Here is a 14,676-nt window from a genome sequence, read left to right as displayed (position 1 = left end):
ACCACCCAGCCCCGCCGGCGATTGAGGCGCGGCCACCGGCCCGCAGACGGAACACCACCGCACCGCCCGGCCAGGGCAACGGCAAGGGTGAGGGACGTCTCGGACGGGACGGAACACCACCCCCGCCGTGACCTTTGTCATCCGGCGAGGCCGATTTTCCCCCGTGATGACGGCATATGACAGAGGCCCGCACCAAGAACGGCATTCCGTTCGCGGTGCCGGGACCGCTAGGGTCTGCCGGAGCGCACCCTCGGGGGGAGGGAAGGAACCGGAAACGATGCCCGTACCCGTACCGCGGCAGAGGGAGACCCCCGCCACGGAGAGCGGTCAGGCCGTACTGCACGCCGTCGCACCGCCCACTCCCATCGGCGCCGACGTCGCGCAGGCGACCCCGCAGACCACCGCCCTGACCCTCCTGGTCATCGAGGACGACCCCGCCGGCGGGCTCACCGTCCCCGAGATCCTCGACGCCGACGGCCACCGCATCCGGCTCCGCACCGCCCGCAACCTCACCGAGGCCGAGCGTCTGCTCACGCCCGACGTGCACTGCATCCTGCTCGACCTGTCCCTCCCCGGCACCCGCAGCTCCGGCGGGCCCGCCGCGGGCACGGCAACGACCACCCTGGACCAGCAGCTCGCCGTCCTGCACCAGGTGCTGCGTCTCGCCCCCCGACACGCCGTCCTGGTCCTCACCGACGAGGACGACGCCGAGCGCGCCGCCGAGGCCGTCCGCGTCGGCGCCCAGGACTTCCTCTTCCGGGACGAGCTGGACGGGCGGCTGCTGAGCCGCGCCATCCGCTACGCCGTGGAGAGAAAGCGGGCCGACATAGCCCAGTACAAGCTCGCAGAATCGAAACTGCGCGCCCAGGAGAACGCCCGCCTGGAGCGCGGCCTGCTCCCCACGCCCCTCCTTGAGGGTTCCGATCTGCGGTTCGCCGCCCGCTACCGCCCCGGCCGCAGCCGGGCCCTCCTCGGCGGTGACTTCTACGACGCCGTCCGCACCCCCGACGGCACCGTCCACGCGATGATCGGCGACGTCTGCGGCCACGGACCGGACGAGGCCGCCCTCGGCGTCGAGCTCCGTATCGCCTGGCGCGCCCTGACCCTGGCCGGCCTGTGCGGCGACGACCTGCTGGCCACCCTTCAGGAGGTGCTGGAGGTCGAGCGCCCCTGCGAGGAGATCTTCGCGACGCTCTGCACCGTCGACATCGCCCCGGACGGCCGCCGCGCGGGCCTGTGCCTGGCCGGCCATCCGGCTCCGCTGATCTCCCGGCCGGGCCGCCGCGCGCGGCTCCTCCCGTACGAGAACAGCGGCCCGGCCCTGGGGCTGCTGCCCCGGGCCCGCTGGCCGCGCCGGCAGGTCGAGCTCGGCGGCACCTGGAGCCTGATGCTCTACACCGACGGCCTCATCGAGGGGCGGATCGGCGAGGGCAAGGAACGCCTGGGCCAGGACGGCATGGTCGAGATGATCAACCGCCACCTGGACCTCGGTCTGAGCGGCGAGGGGCTGCTGGAGGCCTCCGTCACAGAGGCCCGCCGCCTCAACGGCGGCGAGCTCACCGACGACGTGGCCGTGGTCCTGCTCTCCCGCTCGGAAGGCTGAGCGGGCAGCAGAGCCGGTTACCGGCCGCCGTTGTAGGGGCCGTACGGGCCGTCGCTGCTGCTGCCACCACTGCGGCGGCCGCCGCCCGAGACCTGCTTGAGGGCCGGCCGTACGTCCACGAAGAACACGATGGTCGCCACCAGACCCGCGATCTGGAGGAAGAGCATCCCCAGGAAGGCGTCCACGAGCACGGTGATGCCGAGGATGACCAGCCAGAACGTCTTGCTCTGCTTGTCGGCGGCCCGGTACGCGTCGTCGCGCGCCAGCAGCGCGAACCCGAAGGCCACCACCGCGAGCACCAGCATGGCGAGCCCGAGCAGCGGGATCACCCCTCGATCGAACCCGTCCATCAACATCGCTTCGACCGCCTTCTCATGCTTCCGCTTCGCACTTCCGATGCCGCCTCACTCCACGCTACCGGCACATGCCCCTCCACAGACCACAACGGGCCGGGCCCTTGAAGGGTGCCCGGCCCGTCGTCGCCCATGCGGGCGCGGCTCAGCTCGCGTCGTCCGCGGTGACGACGGCCTTCTTGGCCGTGCTCTTGCGCGCGGCCGGCTTCTTGGCGGCGGGCTGCTGCTCCTCGGCAGCGGCCTCGGGCGCCGGCTCGGGCCGCGGCTCGACGACGACGGCGATGTCGACGATCTCCTCGGAGACCTCGCCTCGCCAGGCCCGTACGGCCTGCTCACCGTGCTCGGCGACCTTGTCGTAGGTCTCCTTGGCGCGCACCGCGTACTCGGCGGCCACGCCGACACCGCGCAGCGCCAGGTCCTGGGCGGTCTCCCCGATCTTCTTCGGGTCGATCGCGCCGATCACCTCGGCGACCTTGGCGGTGACCGCTTCCTGCACGGCCTTCGGGTCCGTGTTCTTCACGGCCTCGATGCGCGCGGGGGCCTCGGCGCGCAGCTGCTCGATGAGCTCCGGCACCTTCTTCGCCTGCTGGACGGCGAGGTCGGCGGTGCCGGCGGCGAAGTAGAGGGGAGTGGGGTCGGTGAGGGTCTTCTTCAGGTCATCGGCGATGGCCATGCTGCTGGTCCTCCCGGATCAACTTCAGTCGGTCTTCGACGGCATCTCGTCGGCGGGCGTCTCGAGTGCGTTCTCCTTGCGGAACGACTCGTAGATCTGGAGCAGCACCTGCTTCTGCCGCTCGTTGATGGACGGGTCGGCGAGTATGACGGCTCGCGTCTCCACCTCGTCGCGGTCGCGCTCATCCAGGATCCCGGCCTGCACGTACAGCGTCTCCGCGGAGATCCGCAGCGCCTTGGCCAGCTGCTGGAGGATGTCCGCGCTCGGCTTGCGCAGCCCGCGCTCGATCTGGCTCAGGTACGGATTCGACACTCCCGCCGCATCGGCCAGCTGCCGCAGCGAGAGCTGCGCCTGCCGCCGTTGCTCACGGAGGTATTCGCCGAGATTTCCGACGTTGAGCGATGCCATGCTCCAGATCCTGCCCCACCCTGCTAACTTTTGCAAGCAGATGCTTGCAACATCTCCCGGCTACCGGGCGGACCCCTTTCTGACCAGCGAAAATCGTGTGGACTCCGGACGCGGCACCGGCATATCTTCGCGGCGGCCCCCGCCCGCCCGGCGGGGGCCGTCCGCATGTCATCCGTTCCCGTGGGGGGTCCACCGTCATGTCCTTCAGCGCGCCCGGCTCACCGCCGCCTCCGCAGCCCGGCCCGGCTCCGTACCCGGTCCCTCCGCAGATCCCCCCCTACCCCGGCGGGCCCTCGCCGTACGCCCCGCCGATGCCCCCGGGCGTACTGCGTTCACCGAAGGGCCTCGCGACAGCCCTGACCTGGCTGCTCGGCGCCTCGGCCGCGGTGCACCTCTTCTCCGCCGGAGCGGGCGGGTACGAGCAGGTGTGGATGCAGGGGTTCCCGGGAGACACCCACTTCGACGACCTCGACATCGGCCTGTCCCCCGCGCTCACCATCCTCGCCGGCCTGCTCCAGGTGCTCGTGATGCTGCCCACGGTCGTCGTCTTCATCGTCTGGTTCCACCGTGTCCGGACCAACGGCGGCATCTTCCGGCCCGACGCCTTCACCCTGGGCCCCGGCTGGGCCATCGGCGCCTGGTTCATCCCCGTGGCGCACCTGTTCCTGCCCTACCGGATCGCCCGGCAGACCTGGCGGGCGAGCACCCAGCGCGGCCGCGACGGCTCCGACCGCACGGCGTCCGCCGCGCTGCTGACGTCCTGGTGGGTGGTCTGGGTCCTCGCGGCGCTCATGGGCCGCGTCTTCAGCCGGATCTACACGGGCGCCGACACCGTGGACGAGCTGCTCGCGGCGGGACGGCTCGGAATCGTCGCGGACCTGGCCACCACGATCGCCGGCGTGCTCGCTGTCCTCTTCGTCCGCCGGCTGACGGCGATGCAGAACACGATGGCGACCGAGGGCCCGTACGCGAAGACCTGACGGCTCCGGCCGGCCGACGAAAAGCCCGAAAACCCTTGGCAGGACGGCGGTCCGGCCAAGGAAACTGGCGGCATGCCACATCGCTCCGCCTACGTGTGCCTCGACTGCCGGGTGTCCTTCAAGCACACCGTCGGCCATTGCGGACAGCACGGGTACCGCTGTCCCCGGTGCCGCCGGGCGCTCGTCCTCGCCGGTGACGCCTTCGAGGCGCCGCCGAGGCGGGACCGGGACGCCTGGCGGGTTTTGTCCGTGCTCCTGCACGCCGGGCTCGACTTCCGGCAGGCCTGCTGCGGGTGCGGGCCCGGCTACCGGCCGCGCAGCCTGCGCGAGGTCCGCGAGCGGCTCGCCTACGCCCGGCGCACCGGAACATCGGCCGCCCGCGCGCTCGCCACGCCGTAGCCGGCGGCCGACAGCCGGCGGACCCCGGCGGGCCCGGCCCCGGGCCCGCCTCAGGACGTGCCGGCTCAGGACGTGCCGGCTCAGGACGTGCCGATCACCACCGTCGCGTACAGCTCCTCCGACGTGACCGCCCGGACCGACAGGCCCGCCGAGGTCAGCGCCGACGCCGTCGACGGTGCCTGCCGGGCACTCGTCTCGATCAGCAGGTGACCTCCCGGGGCCAGCCAGGCCGGAGCCCCCGCCGCCACCCGGCGATGGACCTCCAGACCGTCGGCCCCGCCGTCCAGCGAGACCAGCGGCTCGTGGTCGCGCGCCTCCGACGGCATCAGCCCGATCTCCCCCGTGGGCACGTACGGGGCGTTGACCACCAGTACGTCCACCCGGCCGCGCAGCTCGGACGGGAGCGCGGCGTACAGGTCGCCCTCCCACACCCGGCCGCCGTACGGGGCCACGTTGCGCCGCGCGTACACCAGCGCCGCCGGATCGATGTCGGCGGCGTGCAGCTCCACCCCGCCCGGTGCCTGCGCCGCCACCGCCGCGCCCAGCGCGCCGACCCCGCAGCACAGGTCCAGCACCACCGCACCCGGCCGGACCAGCGCCACCGCCTCCTCCACCAGGAACTCGGTACGCCGGCGCGGCACGAACGCCCCCGCGCCCACCTCCACGCGCAGCCCGCAGAACTCCGCCCAGCCCACGACGTGTTCGAGGGGCTCGCCGCCCACCCGGCGGGCCAGCAGCTCCGCCAGGTGCGCCTCGTCCCGGGCGGCGCCGCTCAGCAACTCCGCCTCCTCCTCCGCGAAGACGCAGCCGGCCGCGCGCAGGGATTCCACAAGTGACGTCATCATGTCGGTCCTCGTCTCAGAAGACGTCCGGGCACCACGGACGACGCGCGGTGCGGAACACCGCGTCCGCCAGGGCCACCGCGCCCGGCCGCTCCTCGGACAGCCGCCCCAGCGCGGCCAGCCGCACCGCCGACGCGTCACCGAGGTACAAGGACCCCAGCACGGACACGTCCAGCCGCAGGTCGGCCGCCTCCTGCGTGCGCTCGCACACGCCCGCGGCCGCGTCCAGCCGGTAGCGTCCGGCCGCCGGACCCGTCGCGTCCGTGACGTCCAGCACCAGCACACCCGGCACCTCGTACGTCCGCGCGCCCAGCGCCCGTACGACGTCCAGGACCCGCACCCACAGGAAGTCGGCGGAGGTGACGACACGGGCCGCGCGCGGGTCGGGCAGCAGCTGCGGGAGGAGGTCGTCGGGGGCCCGGTAGCCGGTGCGGACCTTCAGCACCCAGTCGATCGAGCACAGGAACTGCCACAGCGCGCGCTCCGCCTGCGGGCCGAGCGCCAGCAGGTCGTGGACCTGCACGGTGTTCTGCGGGACCTTCGCGTCCGACCAGTGGTCGTCGGCGGTGTAGACGGCCACGCCGGCCACCTCGCCCTGCGCCGTCCGGTACACGGCGTGGAACTTCTCCTTGTAGGGCCGGTACGACATCTCCTCCAGCCCGGACGCCACGTTCCACCAGCGCTCGCGGCGGTCCACCGCCCCCGGCGTGGCCGCCCGCAGCCGGTCGTGCAGCCCGGGCCCGATCCGCCGGAACTCGGCCGCGTCGACCAGGTCGATCCGTCCGCCGTCCACGGGCGCCGACAGCCGCCGGTCCAGCCCGGTGCGCGGTACGTCGATCTCCCATTCCGTGATCGTGGTCGCGGGCCCGAAGCCGTACCGACCGTAGATCGGGTACTCGGCGGCGATCAGCGTCGCCAGGACGTCGCCGCGCCCGGCGGCCGCGGCGAACTCGGCCTGCATCATGCGGGTCAGCAGACCCTGCCGCCGGTGGGTGGGCAGCACGCCCACGTTGGAGACCGCGCCGGCCGGGACGGCCGCGCCGCCGGGCACGGTCAACTCCTGCGCGAAGGAACGCAAGGCGCCGACGCAGCGGCCGGTGTCGGTGTCGAACGCGCCCTGGGTACGGGCGAGATCGTCGTACTTGGCACGCTGGGCGACATCGGAGTCGGTCACCCGGGTCGCGGTCAGGAAGCCGGTGTGAACGGCGCGCAGCCAGTCATGGAGTTCGGATTCGGCGATCGGCCGGACGTCAGCACTCATAGCGGCCCACGCTAATCGCCCGACCGGCGCGGGTCGCCCGAATTTCCTACGCCAGCAGGTCGTCCACCTGCGCTTCTCCCTCCCGGTACCGTCGGGTGATCTCCGCGCTGCACTCATCCGCGGTGCGTTGCAGCTGCTGCCGGCGCCGCGAGACCTGCTGCTCGTAGCGCACCAGCCGGCCCATCCCGTCGAGCAGTTCGCCGTCCGTGCGGGCCTGAAGATCCGACAGCTCCACGTCGGCGAGCATCTCCGCCGCCAGCACCCGGTACTCCTCGCTGTGCGGGGTGCCGAGCGTGACGTGCCGGGCGGAGGCGCTGCGGCTGGAGGGCGCGTCGGCGAGGATCACGGAGAGCCGGTCCACCACCGGCGCCTCGGGATCGGTCCGCCGGGCGAGTTCGGCGCGCAGGATGTCGATGCGGCCCTGGAGCAGTCTGCGTACGTAGCTGAGATCGGCCTCGTCGCGCTGCGCGTCGCGGCGCAGCGCGCGCAGTTCGGGCAGCCCAAGCGCGGTGGCCTGGGCCGCCGGGGCCGCCGGCCCCTGGTCCCGTGTCTCGGCCGTGCGCTGCGCGGGCGGTCGTACCGCGGCAGCTGCGACGGAAGCGGGTGATGCAGGTACGGAGGTACCAGAAGTGTTCATGTCGTTCGGGTCCGTCCCCTCGACCGGTGCGGCGCACCCGCACCGCCTGCGTGCATCGTGCCACTCTCCTTGGCCCCGATGCAGTCCCACTCCACCCGATCGGCCCCGGACGGGTGCAAGGCTGGTACACAGGTGGTATGCGAGCTGTGGTGCAGAGGGTGGACGGGGCGAGTGTCGTCGTGGGCGGCGAGACCGTGGGCGAGATCGTCGGCGAGGGGCTGTGCGTGCTGGTGGGGGTGACCCACGACGACACGCCGGAGAAGGCGGCGCTGCTGGCGCGCAAGCTGTGGTCCGTGCGGATCCTGGAGGGCGAGAAGTCCTGCAGCGACAACGGGGCGCCGCTGCTGGTGATCTCCCAGTTCACGCTCTACGGCGACGCCCGCAAGGGGCGGCGGCCCACGTGGAACGCGGCGGCGCCCGGTCCGGTCGCCGAGCCGCTGGTCGACGAGGTCGTGGCGCAGTTGCGGGCGCTGGGTGCGACGGTGGCGACGGGCCGGTTCGGCGCGGACATGCGGGTGTCGCTGACCAACCACGGCCCGTTCACCATCGTCGTCGACGTCTGAGCGGCCCGGTCAGGGCGCTACGACGACCTCCTGGGCGGCGGCCGTGCCGCCGACCAGCAGTGGCGCGTCGACCGGGACGTTGCGCTTGACCAGGGCGAGGGCGATCGGGCCCAGCTCGTGGTGGCGGACGGCGGTGGTCACGAAGCCCAGCTGGCGGCCCTCCTCGCCGTCCGCGGCGAGCCGCACCGGGGCGCCGTGGGCCGGGAGGACGACCTCGGAGCCGTCGAGGTGGAGGAAGACCAGGCGGCGCGGGGGCTTGCCCAGGTTGTGGACGCGGGCGACGGTCTCCTGGCCGCGGTAGCAGCCCTTCTGCAGGTGCACGGCGGTGCCGATCCAGCCCAGCTCGTGCGGGATGGTGCGGTGGTCGGTCTCCAGGCCGACCCGCGGCCGGTGCCCCTCGACGCGCAGCGCCTCGTAGGCGAGGAGGCCGGCGGCCGGTCCGTGGGCGGCGGCGAAGGCCTCCAGGTCGGCGCGGGGCAGGAAGACGTCGCGGCCGTATGCGGTCTCGCGGACGACGAGCTCCTTGGGGATCTCGGCGATGGAGCCGGCCGGCAGGTGCACGACCGCGAACTCCTCGGTGCGGTCGGCGACTTCGACGCGGTAGAAGAACTTCATCGACTCCAGGTAGGCGATCAGGGCCTCCTGGGTGCCGGGCTCGACGTGCGCCCAGGTGGTCTCGCCGTCGTCGACGAGGTAGAGCGCGTGCTCGATGTGGCCGTTCGCGGAGAGGATCAGCGCCTCGGTGGCCTGCCCGGCCGGGAGTTCGGTGACGTGCTGGGTGATCAGCAGGTGCAGCCAGCTCAGCCGTTCCGGTCCGGTGACGGCGACGACCCCGCGGTGCGAGAGGTCGACGAAGCCGCGGCCGTCCGCGAGGGCGCGCTGTTCGCCGTACAGCTCGCCGTAGTGGGCGGCGACGCCCTCGTCGCGGCCTTCGGCCTGGACGGCGCCGGGAAGATGGAGCAAGGGGCTGCTGGTCATACAGCCAAGCCTACGACCCTGCTACGGGTGGGCGGCACGCTGCTTCGCGGCGCACTTCCTGCACAGTCCGAAGATCGCGAAGTGCTTCATGTCGGTCTCGAAACCGAAGGTGGTGCGGAGCTTCGCGGTGAAGTCGGCGGCGATGTCGACGTCCGCCTCGATGACGTCGCCGCAGTCGCGGCACACCAGGTGGATGTGGTGGTGCCGGTCGGCGAGGTGGTAGGTGGGGGCCCCGTGGCCGAGGTGGGCATGCGAGACCAGGCCGAGCTCCTCCAGGAGCTCCAGCGTCCGGTAGACGGTGGAGATGTTGACCCCGGAGGCCGTCCTGCGCACTTCCGCGAGGATCTCGTCCGGGGTGCCGTGCTCCAGTGCGTCCACGGCTTCCAGCACGAGCTGGCGCTGCGGCGTCAGGCGGTAGCCGCGCCGGCGCAGATCGGTCTTCCAGTCGGTGCCCGGGGTTCCTTCGGTGCTCTCGGTGCTCACCACCCCGTCAGTGTATGTGTGCGAAGGGGACCGCGGTCGAGCCCGCGGTCCCCTTTCACGCACAGCCTGTGGAGGTTTCCGCTCAGCGGAAGAAGGCGATGCCGTCGTCGGGCATGTCCGGAAGGTTGCGCGCCATCTCGGCGACCTCCTCGGGCGTGACGACCTTCTTGAGCTGGGCCGACATGTAGGGGCGCAGCTCGACGTCCGGGGTGGCCTTCTCGCCGACCCACATGAGGTCGCTCTTCACGTAGCCGTAGAGCCGCTTGCCGCCGCTGTACGGGCCGGAGGCGGCGGTGCGGGCGACCGCGTCGGTGACCAGGTCGATCTGCGGCTTCTGGTCGGCGAGCTCGCCGTACCAGACCTCGACGACGCCCTGGTCGCGGACCATGACGATCTCGACCTTGCGGTCCGCGTCGATGCGCCAGTAACCCGACTCGGACTCCAGCGGCCGCACCTTGTTGCCCTCGGCGTCGAGGACCCAGGTGTGGGAGGTGTAGTGCAGGAAGTCCCGGCCGTCGTGGCTGAAGACGACCTCCTGGCCGAAGTTGCACTTCTCCTCGCCGGGGAAGTCGAAGACTCCCGCACCCTCCCAGTTGCCGAGGAGGAAGGCGAGGGGGACGAGTCCCGGGTTCAGGTCGGACGGGATCTGGATCATGTGTGGCTGCTCAGGCGATCTGTGGGAGGGGTTCCGGGGCGGTCAGCCGAGCCGGGGCTCAGCGCTGACCCTGGTACAGCTTCTTGACGGCCAGGCCGGTGAAGGCCATGACGCCGACGCAGACCAGGACCAGCAGGGAGGTGAAGACTGCCTCAAGCACGGGGTGCTCCTCGGAATCGTTTCGGGGCTGTACGGGGCCGGTCCCCAAGCCTACTGGCCCGGGGACCGGCGCACGGTGTGAGGTGGGCCGTACGGTGTGAGGCGGGCCGTGCGCTCCGCCCGCGGGGTTCATCCCCGGGGGTCAGCTCAGCAGCTGGCTCTGCAGGATCACCGTCTGGTGGAAGGGGACGGGCGCCACGTCGCCCTTGCGGGACTGGACGACCATGCCCAGGACGTCACCCGTCCGGAGGCAGCCGACCTTGGTCTGCTCCTCGCCGGTGACGGGCTTCATCTCCTGGTACACGCTGAGGTCGGTGCCGTCGAAGTTGGCGGCGCCGGGGAAGTCCAGGGCGGTGCTGTTCATCTGCGTGTTCTTGGCCTTGCTCCAGACGTCGTCGAGGTCCAGGGCGGAGACGCCGTCCAGCTGGGCGTTGCTGTCGCAGCCCTTGAAGGCGTCCACGAAGCCGGACGAGTGGAAACGCAGCAGGTAGACGTGTGTGCGGGTGCCGTCCGGCGTGGTCCAGCCCCGGCCGACGATCTGCCGCAGGCCGTCCCATTCGAGGGAGGTCTTGAGCTTCTCGCGGGCTTCGGGCGCGTACTCCTCCAGGAAGGAGTCGACCGGCACGGTGGCGTCCTTGCCGGCCTTGACCGCGTCGTCGGGCTTGGAGCCCGCGGGGGCGGGCAGGAGCAGGCCGGCGAGCTGCGCGTGGTGCGTCCCGTCCGTGTTGTCCGGGCCCTGGGCGAGGGGCGCGCCCGGGGGCAGCGCGGGCTGGGAGAGCTTGGGGAACGTCCAGCGGCCGTCGTCCTCGGTGGCCAGGCCGGGGATGTCGGTGCGCTCGGGCACGGTGATCCCGTACGCGACCCCCGTGCCGACGGCGGCGAAGACGGCGACGGCGGCGGTCCACCGCAGGGCGGCGAACAGCCGGCGGCGGTCCTTGGGCGGCGCGGCCGGGGCCTCTGCCGGGACGTCGGCGAACCCGGTGCCCTGCGGGGCGGGCGCGGGCGCGGGCACGGCGACCGGCGCAGGCGCGGGCTCCGGAGCGGCCACGGGCGTGGGCTCGGGCGTGGGCTCGGCGACCGGCACGGGCGCAGCGGCGGCCTCGGCGACCGGCGTGGGCTCCTTCTCGGGGCCGGTGGTGGTCGGCTCGCTGCTCACGCGGACTCTCCGGGGGACTTGAGGTGGTCGAGTTGCTGCTTGAAGAGGCTCGCGGCGTCCTTCGCCGCGAATCCCTTGCTCCCGTACATGCGGAAGGTCACGAGGACGTCGCCTTCGGCGGCCACGCAGTCGACGGCGACGATCTTCTCCTTGCCGTCCTTCCCGCCCTTGAGCGAGTCGTCCAGCCCACACTTGGCCTGCGGGTAGCCCTCCACCTGGGGTGCCTCGCCGCCGCCGGCGGTGAGCTCGATGAACTTCTTGGTGAACTCGGCGAACCTGGCCAGCTGCTGCGGGTCGGCCTGCGTGAGCCGGACCTCGGCGACGGCGGCGCCGTTGCCCTCGGCGCGGGCGTAGCTGCGCCCGGCCAGGCCCTTGAGCTTCAGGTCCGCCAGCGCCTTGTCCCGTTCGGCGCGCTCGCTGCCGGACAGGCCCGTCCGGGCACCCTTGAAGGCCTCCAGCGCCCTGTCACTGGCGAGGAAGTAGTGGTTGCCCTCGGCGTCGAGGTCCGGGCCCGGCCAGTAGTCGGCGGGCAGCGGCATCAGCTTGCCCGTCAGCTCGTTGGGCGGTACGGACGGGACCGGGGCGGGTGTGCCGCCGGTGGTGTGGTCCTCGGACATCCAGTACCGCGTCGGCGCGGTCCGCTCGGCGTCGGCGAGCGCGGCCGCGGCGGCGACACCGCCACCCGCGAGCAGGACCACACCGACGGCCGCCGAGACCAGTGCGAGCGTCCTGCGGTTCCCCTTGCGCACCGGCGCGTCCGCGACGGCGACCGCGGGCTCGGCAGAGGTCGCGGGCTCCGCAGCGGTCGCGGGCTCGTTGTGCTGCGCGGCGTCGGCCGCGTTCTGCTGCTCGCTCACAGCCGCTCCATCTGTCGCTTGGCGATCTCGACCAGGGCCTTCTCGTCGACCTCGCCGCGGTTGTTCGTGTACTCGACGACCATCACGATGTCGCCGCGGCGGATCAGGGCACGGGCCTGCCGGACCGGGTGGTAGCCGGGCTTCTCGTGCGCCTTGGAGTCGATCCACAGGTGCCCGAAGTCCGCCGGCACGCCCGGGAAGTCCTTGCCCGTGTTGCCCGCGTAGTCCTTCTCGGGCATGTAGCCGACCATTTCCGCCTGGAAGCCCTCGGCTCCGCTGCGGTCGCGGTACTGGAGCAGGTGGACCTCGATGAAGTTCCGGTCGTTCTCGGCCCAACTCGCGGTGGCGACGTTCTTGATGCCGTCCCTGATGAGCCCGCCGACCGCGTCGGAGGGCTGCAGGTACCAGGACGCGGCGAACGCGTCCGCGGAGACGGCACCCGAGAAGCCCTCCTGTGCGCCGGCGGGGACGTCCACCAGCTTCTTGGCCAGCTCCTCGTCCGCCTTGTGCCAGCGGTGGGCGTTGACCGAGCGCCGGCTCGTCGCGTCGTTCATGGCGGCCGGCTTCGGCCCGTCGAACTCCTGCTGGGCCAGCGGCGGCAGCGGGGTGGGCTCGCGGTGGTACTGGACCGCGTAGCCGGTGACCGTTCCGGCGAGGGCGCCGAGCACGGCCGCGCCTGCGATCAGGAGCGTCGTCCGCCGAGCGCGGCGACGCGGCACCGAGGTGTCAGACGTGCCTGACGTGCCCGACGTGATCGATTCCGGTGCACTCTCCCCCTCTTTCCGCTGCTCAGAGACGGTCTGTTCGTGTTCCAAAAGGATCCCCCACAAAGCGGAAGCGCGGGCTGGTTACCCGCGCGTACCCGATGACCCGCTACAGAGGGGAGCAGTTGTACGGAATTGGATCACGTTCTCGTCTCGTGGAGGGTTCAGTCCTCGTGGCGCCGTTTTCCGTCCAGTTCGTCCCACCATTCGTCGGACTTCGGGTCGCCCGAGGGGTCGTCCCACCAGCGGTCGTCCGGGCCGCGCCGGTTCGCGATCATCGCCGCGACCGGCGGGATCACCATGGCGACGACGCACATGGCGACGGCTGCCTCGACCGACCACAGGCGCACGAAGGTCCAGGCGGAGACGAAGAGGAACAGGCATCCGCCCATCAGCAGGAAGTAGGCGCGCCGGCGCCGGGCGTACATGCCTCCAGCGTAGAACCGCGCGCGAACGGCGCGAAGGGCCGCACCCCGTTCCAGTGGCGTCCAACCCCCGGGGGTGCGGCCCTTCGGCCGGTCGATCAGGCGATCACAGGCGCGGTGCTCAGACCGCGATCGCCACGTCCGTCACGCCGCCGGCCTCGGCGACCACGACGGCACGGTCCGCCTGGGCACCCGGGACGAGCGCCCGCAGCGTCCAGGAGCCGGTGGCGGCGTAGAAGCGGAACTGGCCGGTGGCCGAGGTCGGGACCTCGGCGGTGAACTCGCCGGTCGAGTCCAGCAGCCGCACGTAACCGCTGACGGGCTCGCCGTTCTTGGTCACCTGGCCCTGGATCGCGGTCTCACCGGGCTTGAGGGTCGCGAGGTCGGGCCCGCCGATCTGTGCTCCACACATGTTCTCTGTCCTGTCCTAGAGGTCGTGCTACGAGGGCGTCGCGTGCCCGGGATTACTTGTTGGGACCGAGCTCGATCGGCACGCCGACCAGCGAGCCGTACTCGGTCCACGAGCCGTCGTAGTTCTTGACGTTCTCCTGGCCGAGGAGCTCGTGCAGCACGAACCACGTGAGCGCGGAGCGCTCACCGATGCGGCAGTAGGCGATGGTGTCCTTCGCCAGATCGACCTGCTCGGCCTCGTAGAGGGCGGTCAGCTCTTCGTCCGACTTGAAGGTGCCGTCGTCGTTGGCGTTCTTCGACCACGGGATGTTGCGGGCGCTGGGCACGTGGCCGGGGCGCTGCGACTGCTCCTGCGGGAGGTGCGCCGGGGCGAGCAGCTTGCCGGAGAACTCGTCGGGGGAACGGACGTCGACCAGGTTCAGGGAGCCGATCGCGGCCACGACGTCGTCGCGGAAGGCGCGGATGGAGGTGTCCTGGGCCTTGGCCTTGTACTGGGTGGCCGGGCGGTTCGGGACGTCCTTGCCGTCGACCAGGTCGCGGGAGTCGAGCTCCCACTTCTTGCGGCCGCCGTCGAGGAGCTTGACGTCCTGGTGGCCGTAGAGCTTGAAGTACCAGTAGGCGTAGGAGGCGAACCAGTTGTTGTTGCCGCCGTAGAGGACGACGGTGTCGTCGTTGGAGATGCCCTTGGCGGAGAGGAGCTTCTCGAAGCCCTCCTGGTCCACGAAGTCACGGCGGACCGGGTCCTGGAGGTCACTCTTCCAGTCGATCCGGACGGCGTTGGTGATGTGGTTCTTGTCGTAGGCGGACGTGTCCTCGTCCACCTCGACGATGACGACGTTGGCGTCGTTCAGGTGGGCCTCGACCCAGTCGGCGTCTACGAGGACGTCGCTGCGGCTCATGGTGTTCTCCTCCGGGGCAGTGTGCGGCGGGGCGGTGCGGGTTGCGCTGTGCTGCGTGCCTGCGGGTGCGCTCGATTTCCTGCGCGGGGAGGCGTCAGGGATCAGGAGGCAGGTGCGGTCACGCGGGAAGGGCCTGTCGGGGCCGTCGTCCGGCTGATGGAGCGGATGCG

General features: G+C 71.8%; 19 protein-coding genes. 4 read left to right on the top strand and 15 right to left on the bottom strand.

Features of this window, described 5'->3' with window-relative positions:
* The first annotated feature begins 277 nt into the window (after positions 1 to 277).
* Positions 278 to 1,603, top strand: coding sequence for a PP2C family protein-serine/threonine phosphatase (locus AAT21_RS21695; protein WP_046778640.1), 1,326 nt, complete (start codon positions 278 to 280; stop codon positions 1,601 to 1,603).
* Positions 1,604 to 1,620: 17 nt separating this feature from the next.
* Here AAT21_RS21695 and AAT21_RS21690 read toward each other — a convergent pair whose 3' ends face one another.
* The 3 genes from AAT21_RS21690 to AAT21_RS21680 all read right to left on the bottom strand — a co-directional run bounded on the left by AAT21_RS21690 (position 1,621) and on the right by AAT21_RS21680 (position 3,037).
* Entirely contained in the window at positions 1,621 to 1,959 is a 339-nt protein-coding gene (locus AAT21_RS21690) for a DUF2516 family protein (RefSeq protein ID WP_030964647.1), read from the bottom strand.
* Positions 1,960 to 2,101: 142 nt separating this feature from the next.
* A complete protein-coding gene (locus AAT21_RS21685; protein WP_046778639.1) occupies positions 2,102 to 2,629 on the bottom strand; it encodes a hypothetical protein in 528 nt (175 codons plus the stop codon).
* Between the two features lie 24 nt (positions 2,630 to 2,653).
* The gene (locus tag AAT21_RS21680) at positions 2,654 to 3,037 is read right to left on the bottom strand and encodes a helix-turn-helix domain-containing protein (protein WP_046778638.1); all 384 of its coding nucleotides are present in this window, start codon (positions 3,035 to 3,037) and stop codon (positions 2,654 to 2,656) included.
* Between the two features lie 311 nt (positions 3,038 to 3,348).
* Between AAT21_RS21680 and AAT21_RS21675 the strand changes: the two genes are divergently transcribed.
* Both AAT21_RS21675 and AAT21_RS21670 read left to right on the top strand, forming a co-directional pair.
* A complete protein-coding gene (locus AAT21_RS21675) occupies positions 3,349 to 4,017 on the top strand; it encodes a DUF4328 domain-containing protein (RefSeq protein ID WP_046778637.1) in 669 nt (222 codons plus the stop codon).
* Positions 4,018 to 4,089: 72 nt separating this feature from the next.
* Positions 4,090 to 4,416 carry a hypothetical protein gene (locus AAT21_RS21670; protein ID WP_046778636.1) on the top strand — a complete coding sequence of 109 codons (327 nt, stop codon included), beginning with the start codon at positions 4,090 to 4,092 and terminating at the stop codon, positions 4,414 to 4,416.
* A gap of 80 nt (positions 4,417 to 4,496) precedes the next feature.
* Here AAT21_RS21670 and AAT21_RS21665 read toward each other — a convergent pair whose 3' ends face one another.
* The 3 genes from AAT21_RS21665 to AAT21_RS21655 are packed head-to-tail and all read right to left on the bottom strand — an operon-like array spanning position 4,497 to position 7,156.
* Positions 4,497 to 5,261 carry a putative protein N(5)-glutamine methyltransferase gene (locus AAT21_RS21665; protein WP_046778635.1) on the bottom strand — a complete coding sequence of 255 codons (765 nt, stop codon included), beginning with the start codon at positions 5,259 to 5,261 and terminating at the stop codon, positions 4,497 to 4,499.
* Between the two features lie 13 nt (positions 5,262 to 5,274).
* Positions 5,275 to 6,519 carry a GNAT family N-acetyltransferase gene (locus AAT21_RS21660; RefSeq protein WP_046778634.1) on the bottom strand — a complete coding sequence of 415 codons (1,245 nt, stop codon included), beginning with the start codon at positions 6,517 to 6,519 and terminating at the stop codon, positions 5,275 to 5,277.
* Positions 6,520 to 6,565: 46 nt separating this feature from the next.
* The gene (locus tag AAT21_RS21655; protein ID WP_046778633.1) at positions 6,566 to 7,156 is read right to left on the bottom strand and encodes an RsiG family protein; all 591 of its coding nucleotides are present in this window, start codon (positions 7,154 to 7,156) and stop codon (positions 6,566 to 6,568) included.
* A gap of 137 nt (positions 7,157 to 7,293) precedes the next feature.
* On the opposite strand from AAT21_RS21655, the gene dtd reads away from it, so the two are divergent.
* Positions 7,294 to 7,719 (top strand): D-aminoacyl-tRNA deacylase, encoded by a 426-nt coding sequence (dtd, locus tag AAT21_RS21650; RefSeq protein WP_030771205.1) that lies wholly within the window; start codon positions 7,294 to 7,296, stop codon positions 7,717 to 7,719.
* 9 nt (positions 7,720 to 7,728) lie between these two features.
* On the opposite strand, the gene ygfZ is transcribed toward dtd, so the two are convergent.
* The 9 genes from ygfZ to AAT21_RS21600 form a co-directional block, all read right to left on the bottom strand.
* A complete protein-coding gene (ygfZ, locus tag AAT21_RS21645; protein WP_046778632.1) occupies positions 7,729 to 8,697 on the bottom strand; it encodes a CAF17-like 4Fe-4S cluster assembly/insertion protein YgfZ in 969 nt (322 codons plus the stop codon).
* A 21-nt stretch (positions 8,698 to 8,718) separates the two neighbouring features.
* Positions 8,719 to 9,183, bottom strand: coding sequence for a Fur family transcriptional regulator (locus tag AAT21_RS21640; protein ID WP_235439080.1), 465 nt, complete (start codon positions 9,181 to 9,183; stop codon positions 8,719 to 8,721).
* Positions 9,184 to 9,262: 79 nt separating this feature from the next.
* Positions 9,263 to 9,835, bottom strand: coding sequence for a heme-binding beta-barrel domain-containing protein (locus AAT21_RS21635; RefSeq protein WP_030964660.1), 573 nt, complete (start codon positions 9,833 to 9,835; stop codon positions 9,263 to 9,265).
* Between the two features lie 301 nt (positions 9,836 to 10,136).
* Positions 10,137 to 11,150, bottom strand: coding sequence for a hypothetical protein (locus AAT21_RS21625; protein WP_079025867.1), 1,014 nt, complete (start codon positions 11,148 to 11,150; stop codon positions 10,137 to 10,139).
* Positions 11,147 to 12,007, bottom strand: a complete 861-nt coding sequence (locus AAT21_RS21620) for a hypothetical protein (RefSeq protein WP_107081355.1) — start codon at positions 12,005 to 12,007, stop codon at positions 11,147 to 11,149. The genes AAT21_RS21625 and AAT21_RS21620 overlap by 4 nt, the downstream gene beginning before the upstream one ends.
* Positions 12,004 to 12,726: a hypothetical protein gene (locus AAT21_RS21615; protein WP_235439078.1), complete on the bottom strand. Its 723-nt coding sequence runs from the start codon at positions 12,724 to 12,726 to the stop codon at positions 12,004 to 12,006. The genes AAT21_RS21620 and AAT21_RS21615 overlap by 4 nt, the downstream gene beginning before the upstream one ends.
* Positions 12,727 to 12,935: 209 nt before the next feature.
* Entirely contained in the window at positions 12,936 to 13,199 is a 264-nt protein-coding gene (locus tag AAT21_RS21610; RefSeq protein ID WP_030964664.1) for a DUF3099 domain-containing protein, read from the bottom strand.
* A 118-nt stretch (positions 13,200 to 13,317) separates the two neighbouring features.
* Complete coding sequence (locus tag AAT21_RS21605) at positions 13,318 to 13,608, bottom strand: DUF1416 domain-containing protein (RefSeq protein WP_046778630.1); 291 nt, start codon at positions 13,606 to 13,608, stop codon at positions 13,318 to 13,320.
* Positions 13,609 to 13,660: 52 nt separating this feature from the next.
* Positions 13,661 to 14,506: a sulfurtransferase gene (locus tag AAT21_RS21600; protein WP_046778629.1), complete on the bottom strand. Its 846-nt coding sequence runs from the start codon at positions 14,504 to 14,506 to the stop codon at positions 13,661 to 13,663.
* Between the last annotated feature and the right edge of the window lie 170 nt (positions 14,507 to 14,676).

The sequence above is a fragment of the Streptomyces yangpuensis genome (assembly GCF_001005295.1).
GTDB classification, from domain to species: domain Bacteria; phylum Actinomycetota; class Actinomycetes; order Streptomycetales; family Streptomycetaceae; genus Streptomyces; species Streptomyces yangpuensis.
The sequence above is the reverse complement of the archived record's forward strand: the minus strand, read 5'-3'. Positions and strand labels throughout refer to the sequence as shown.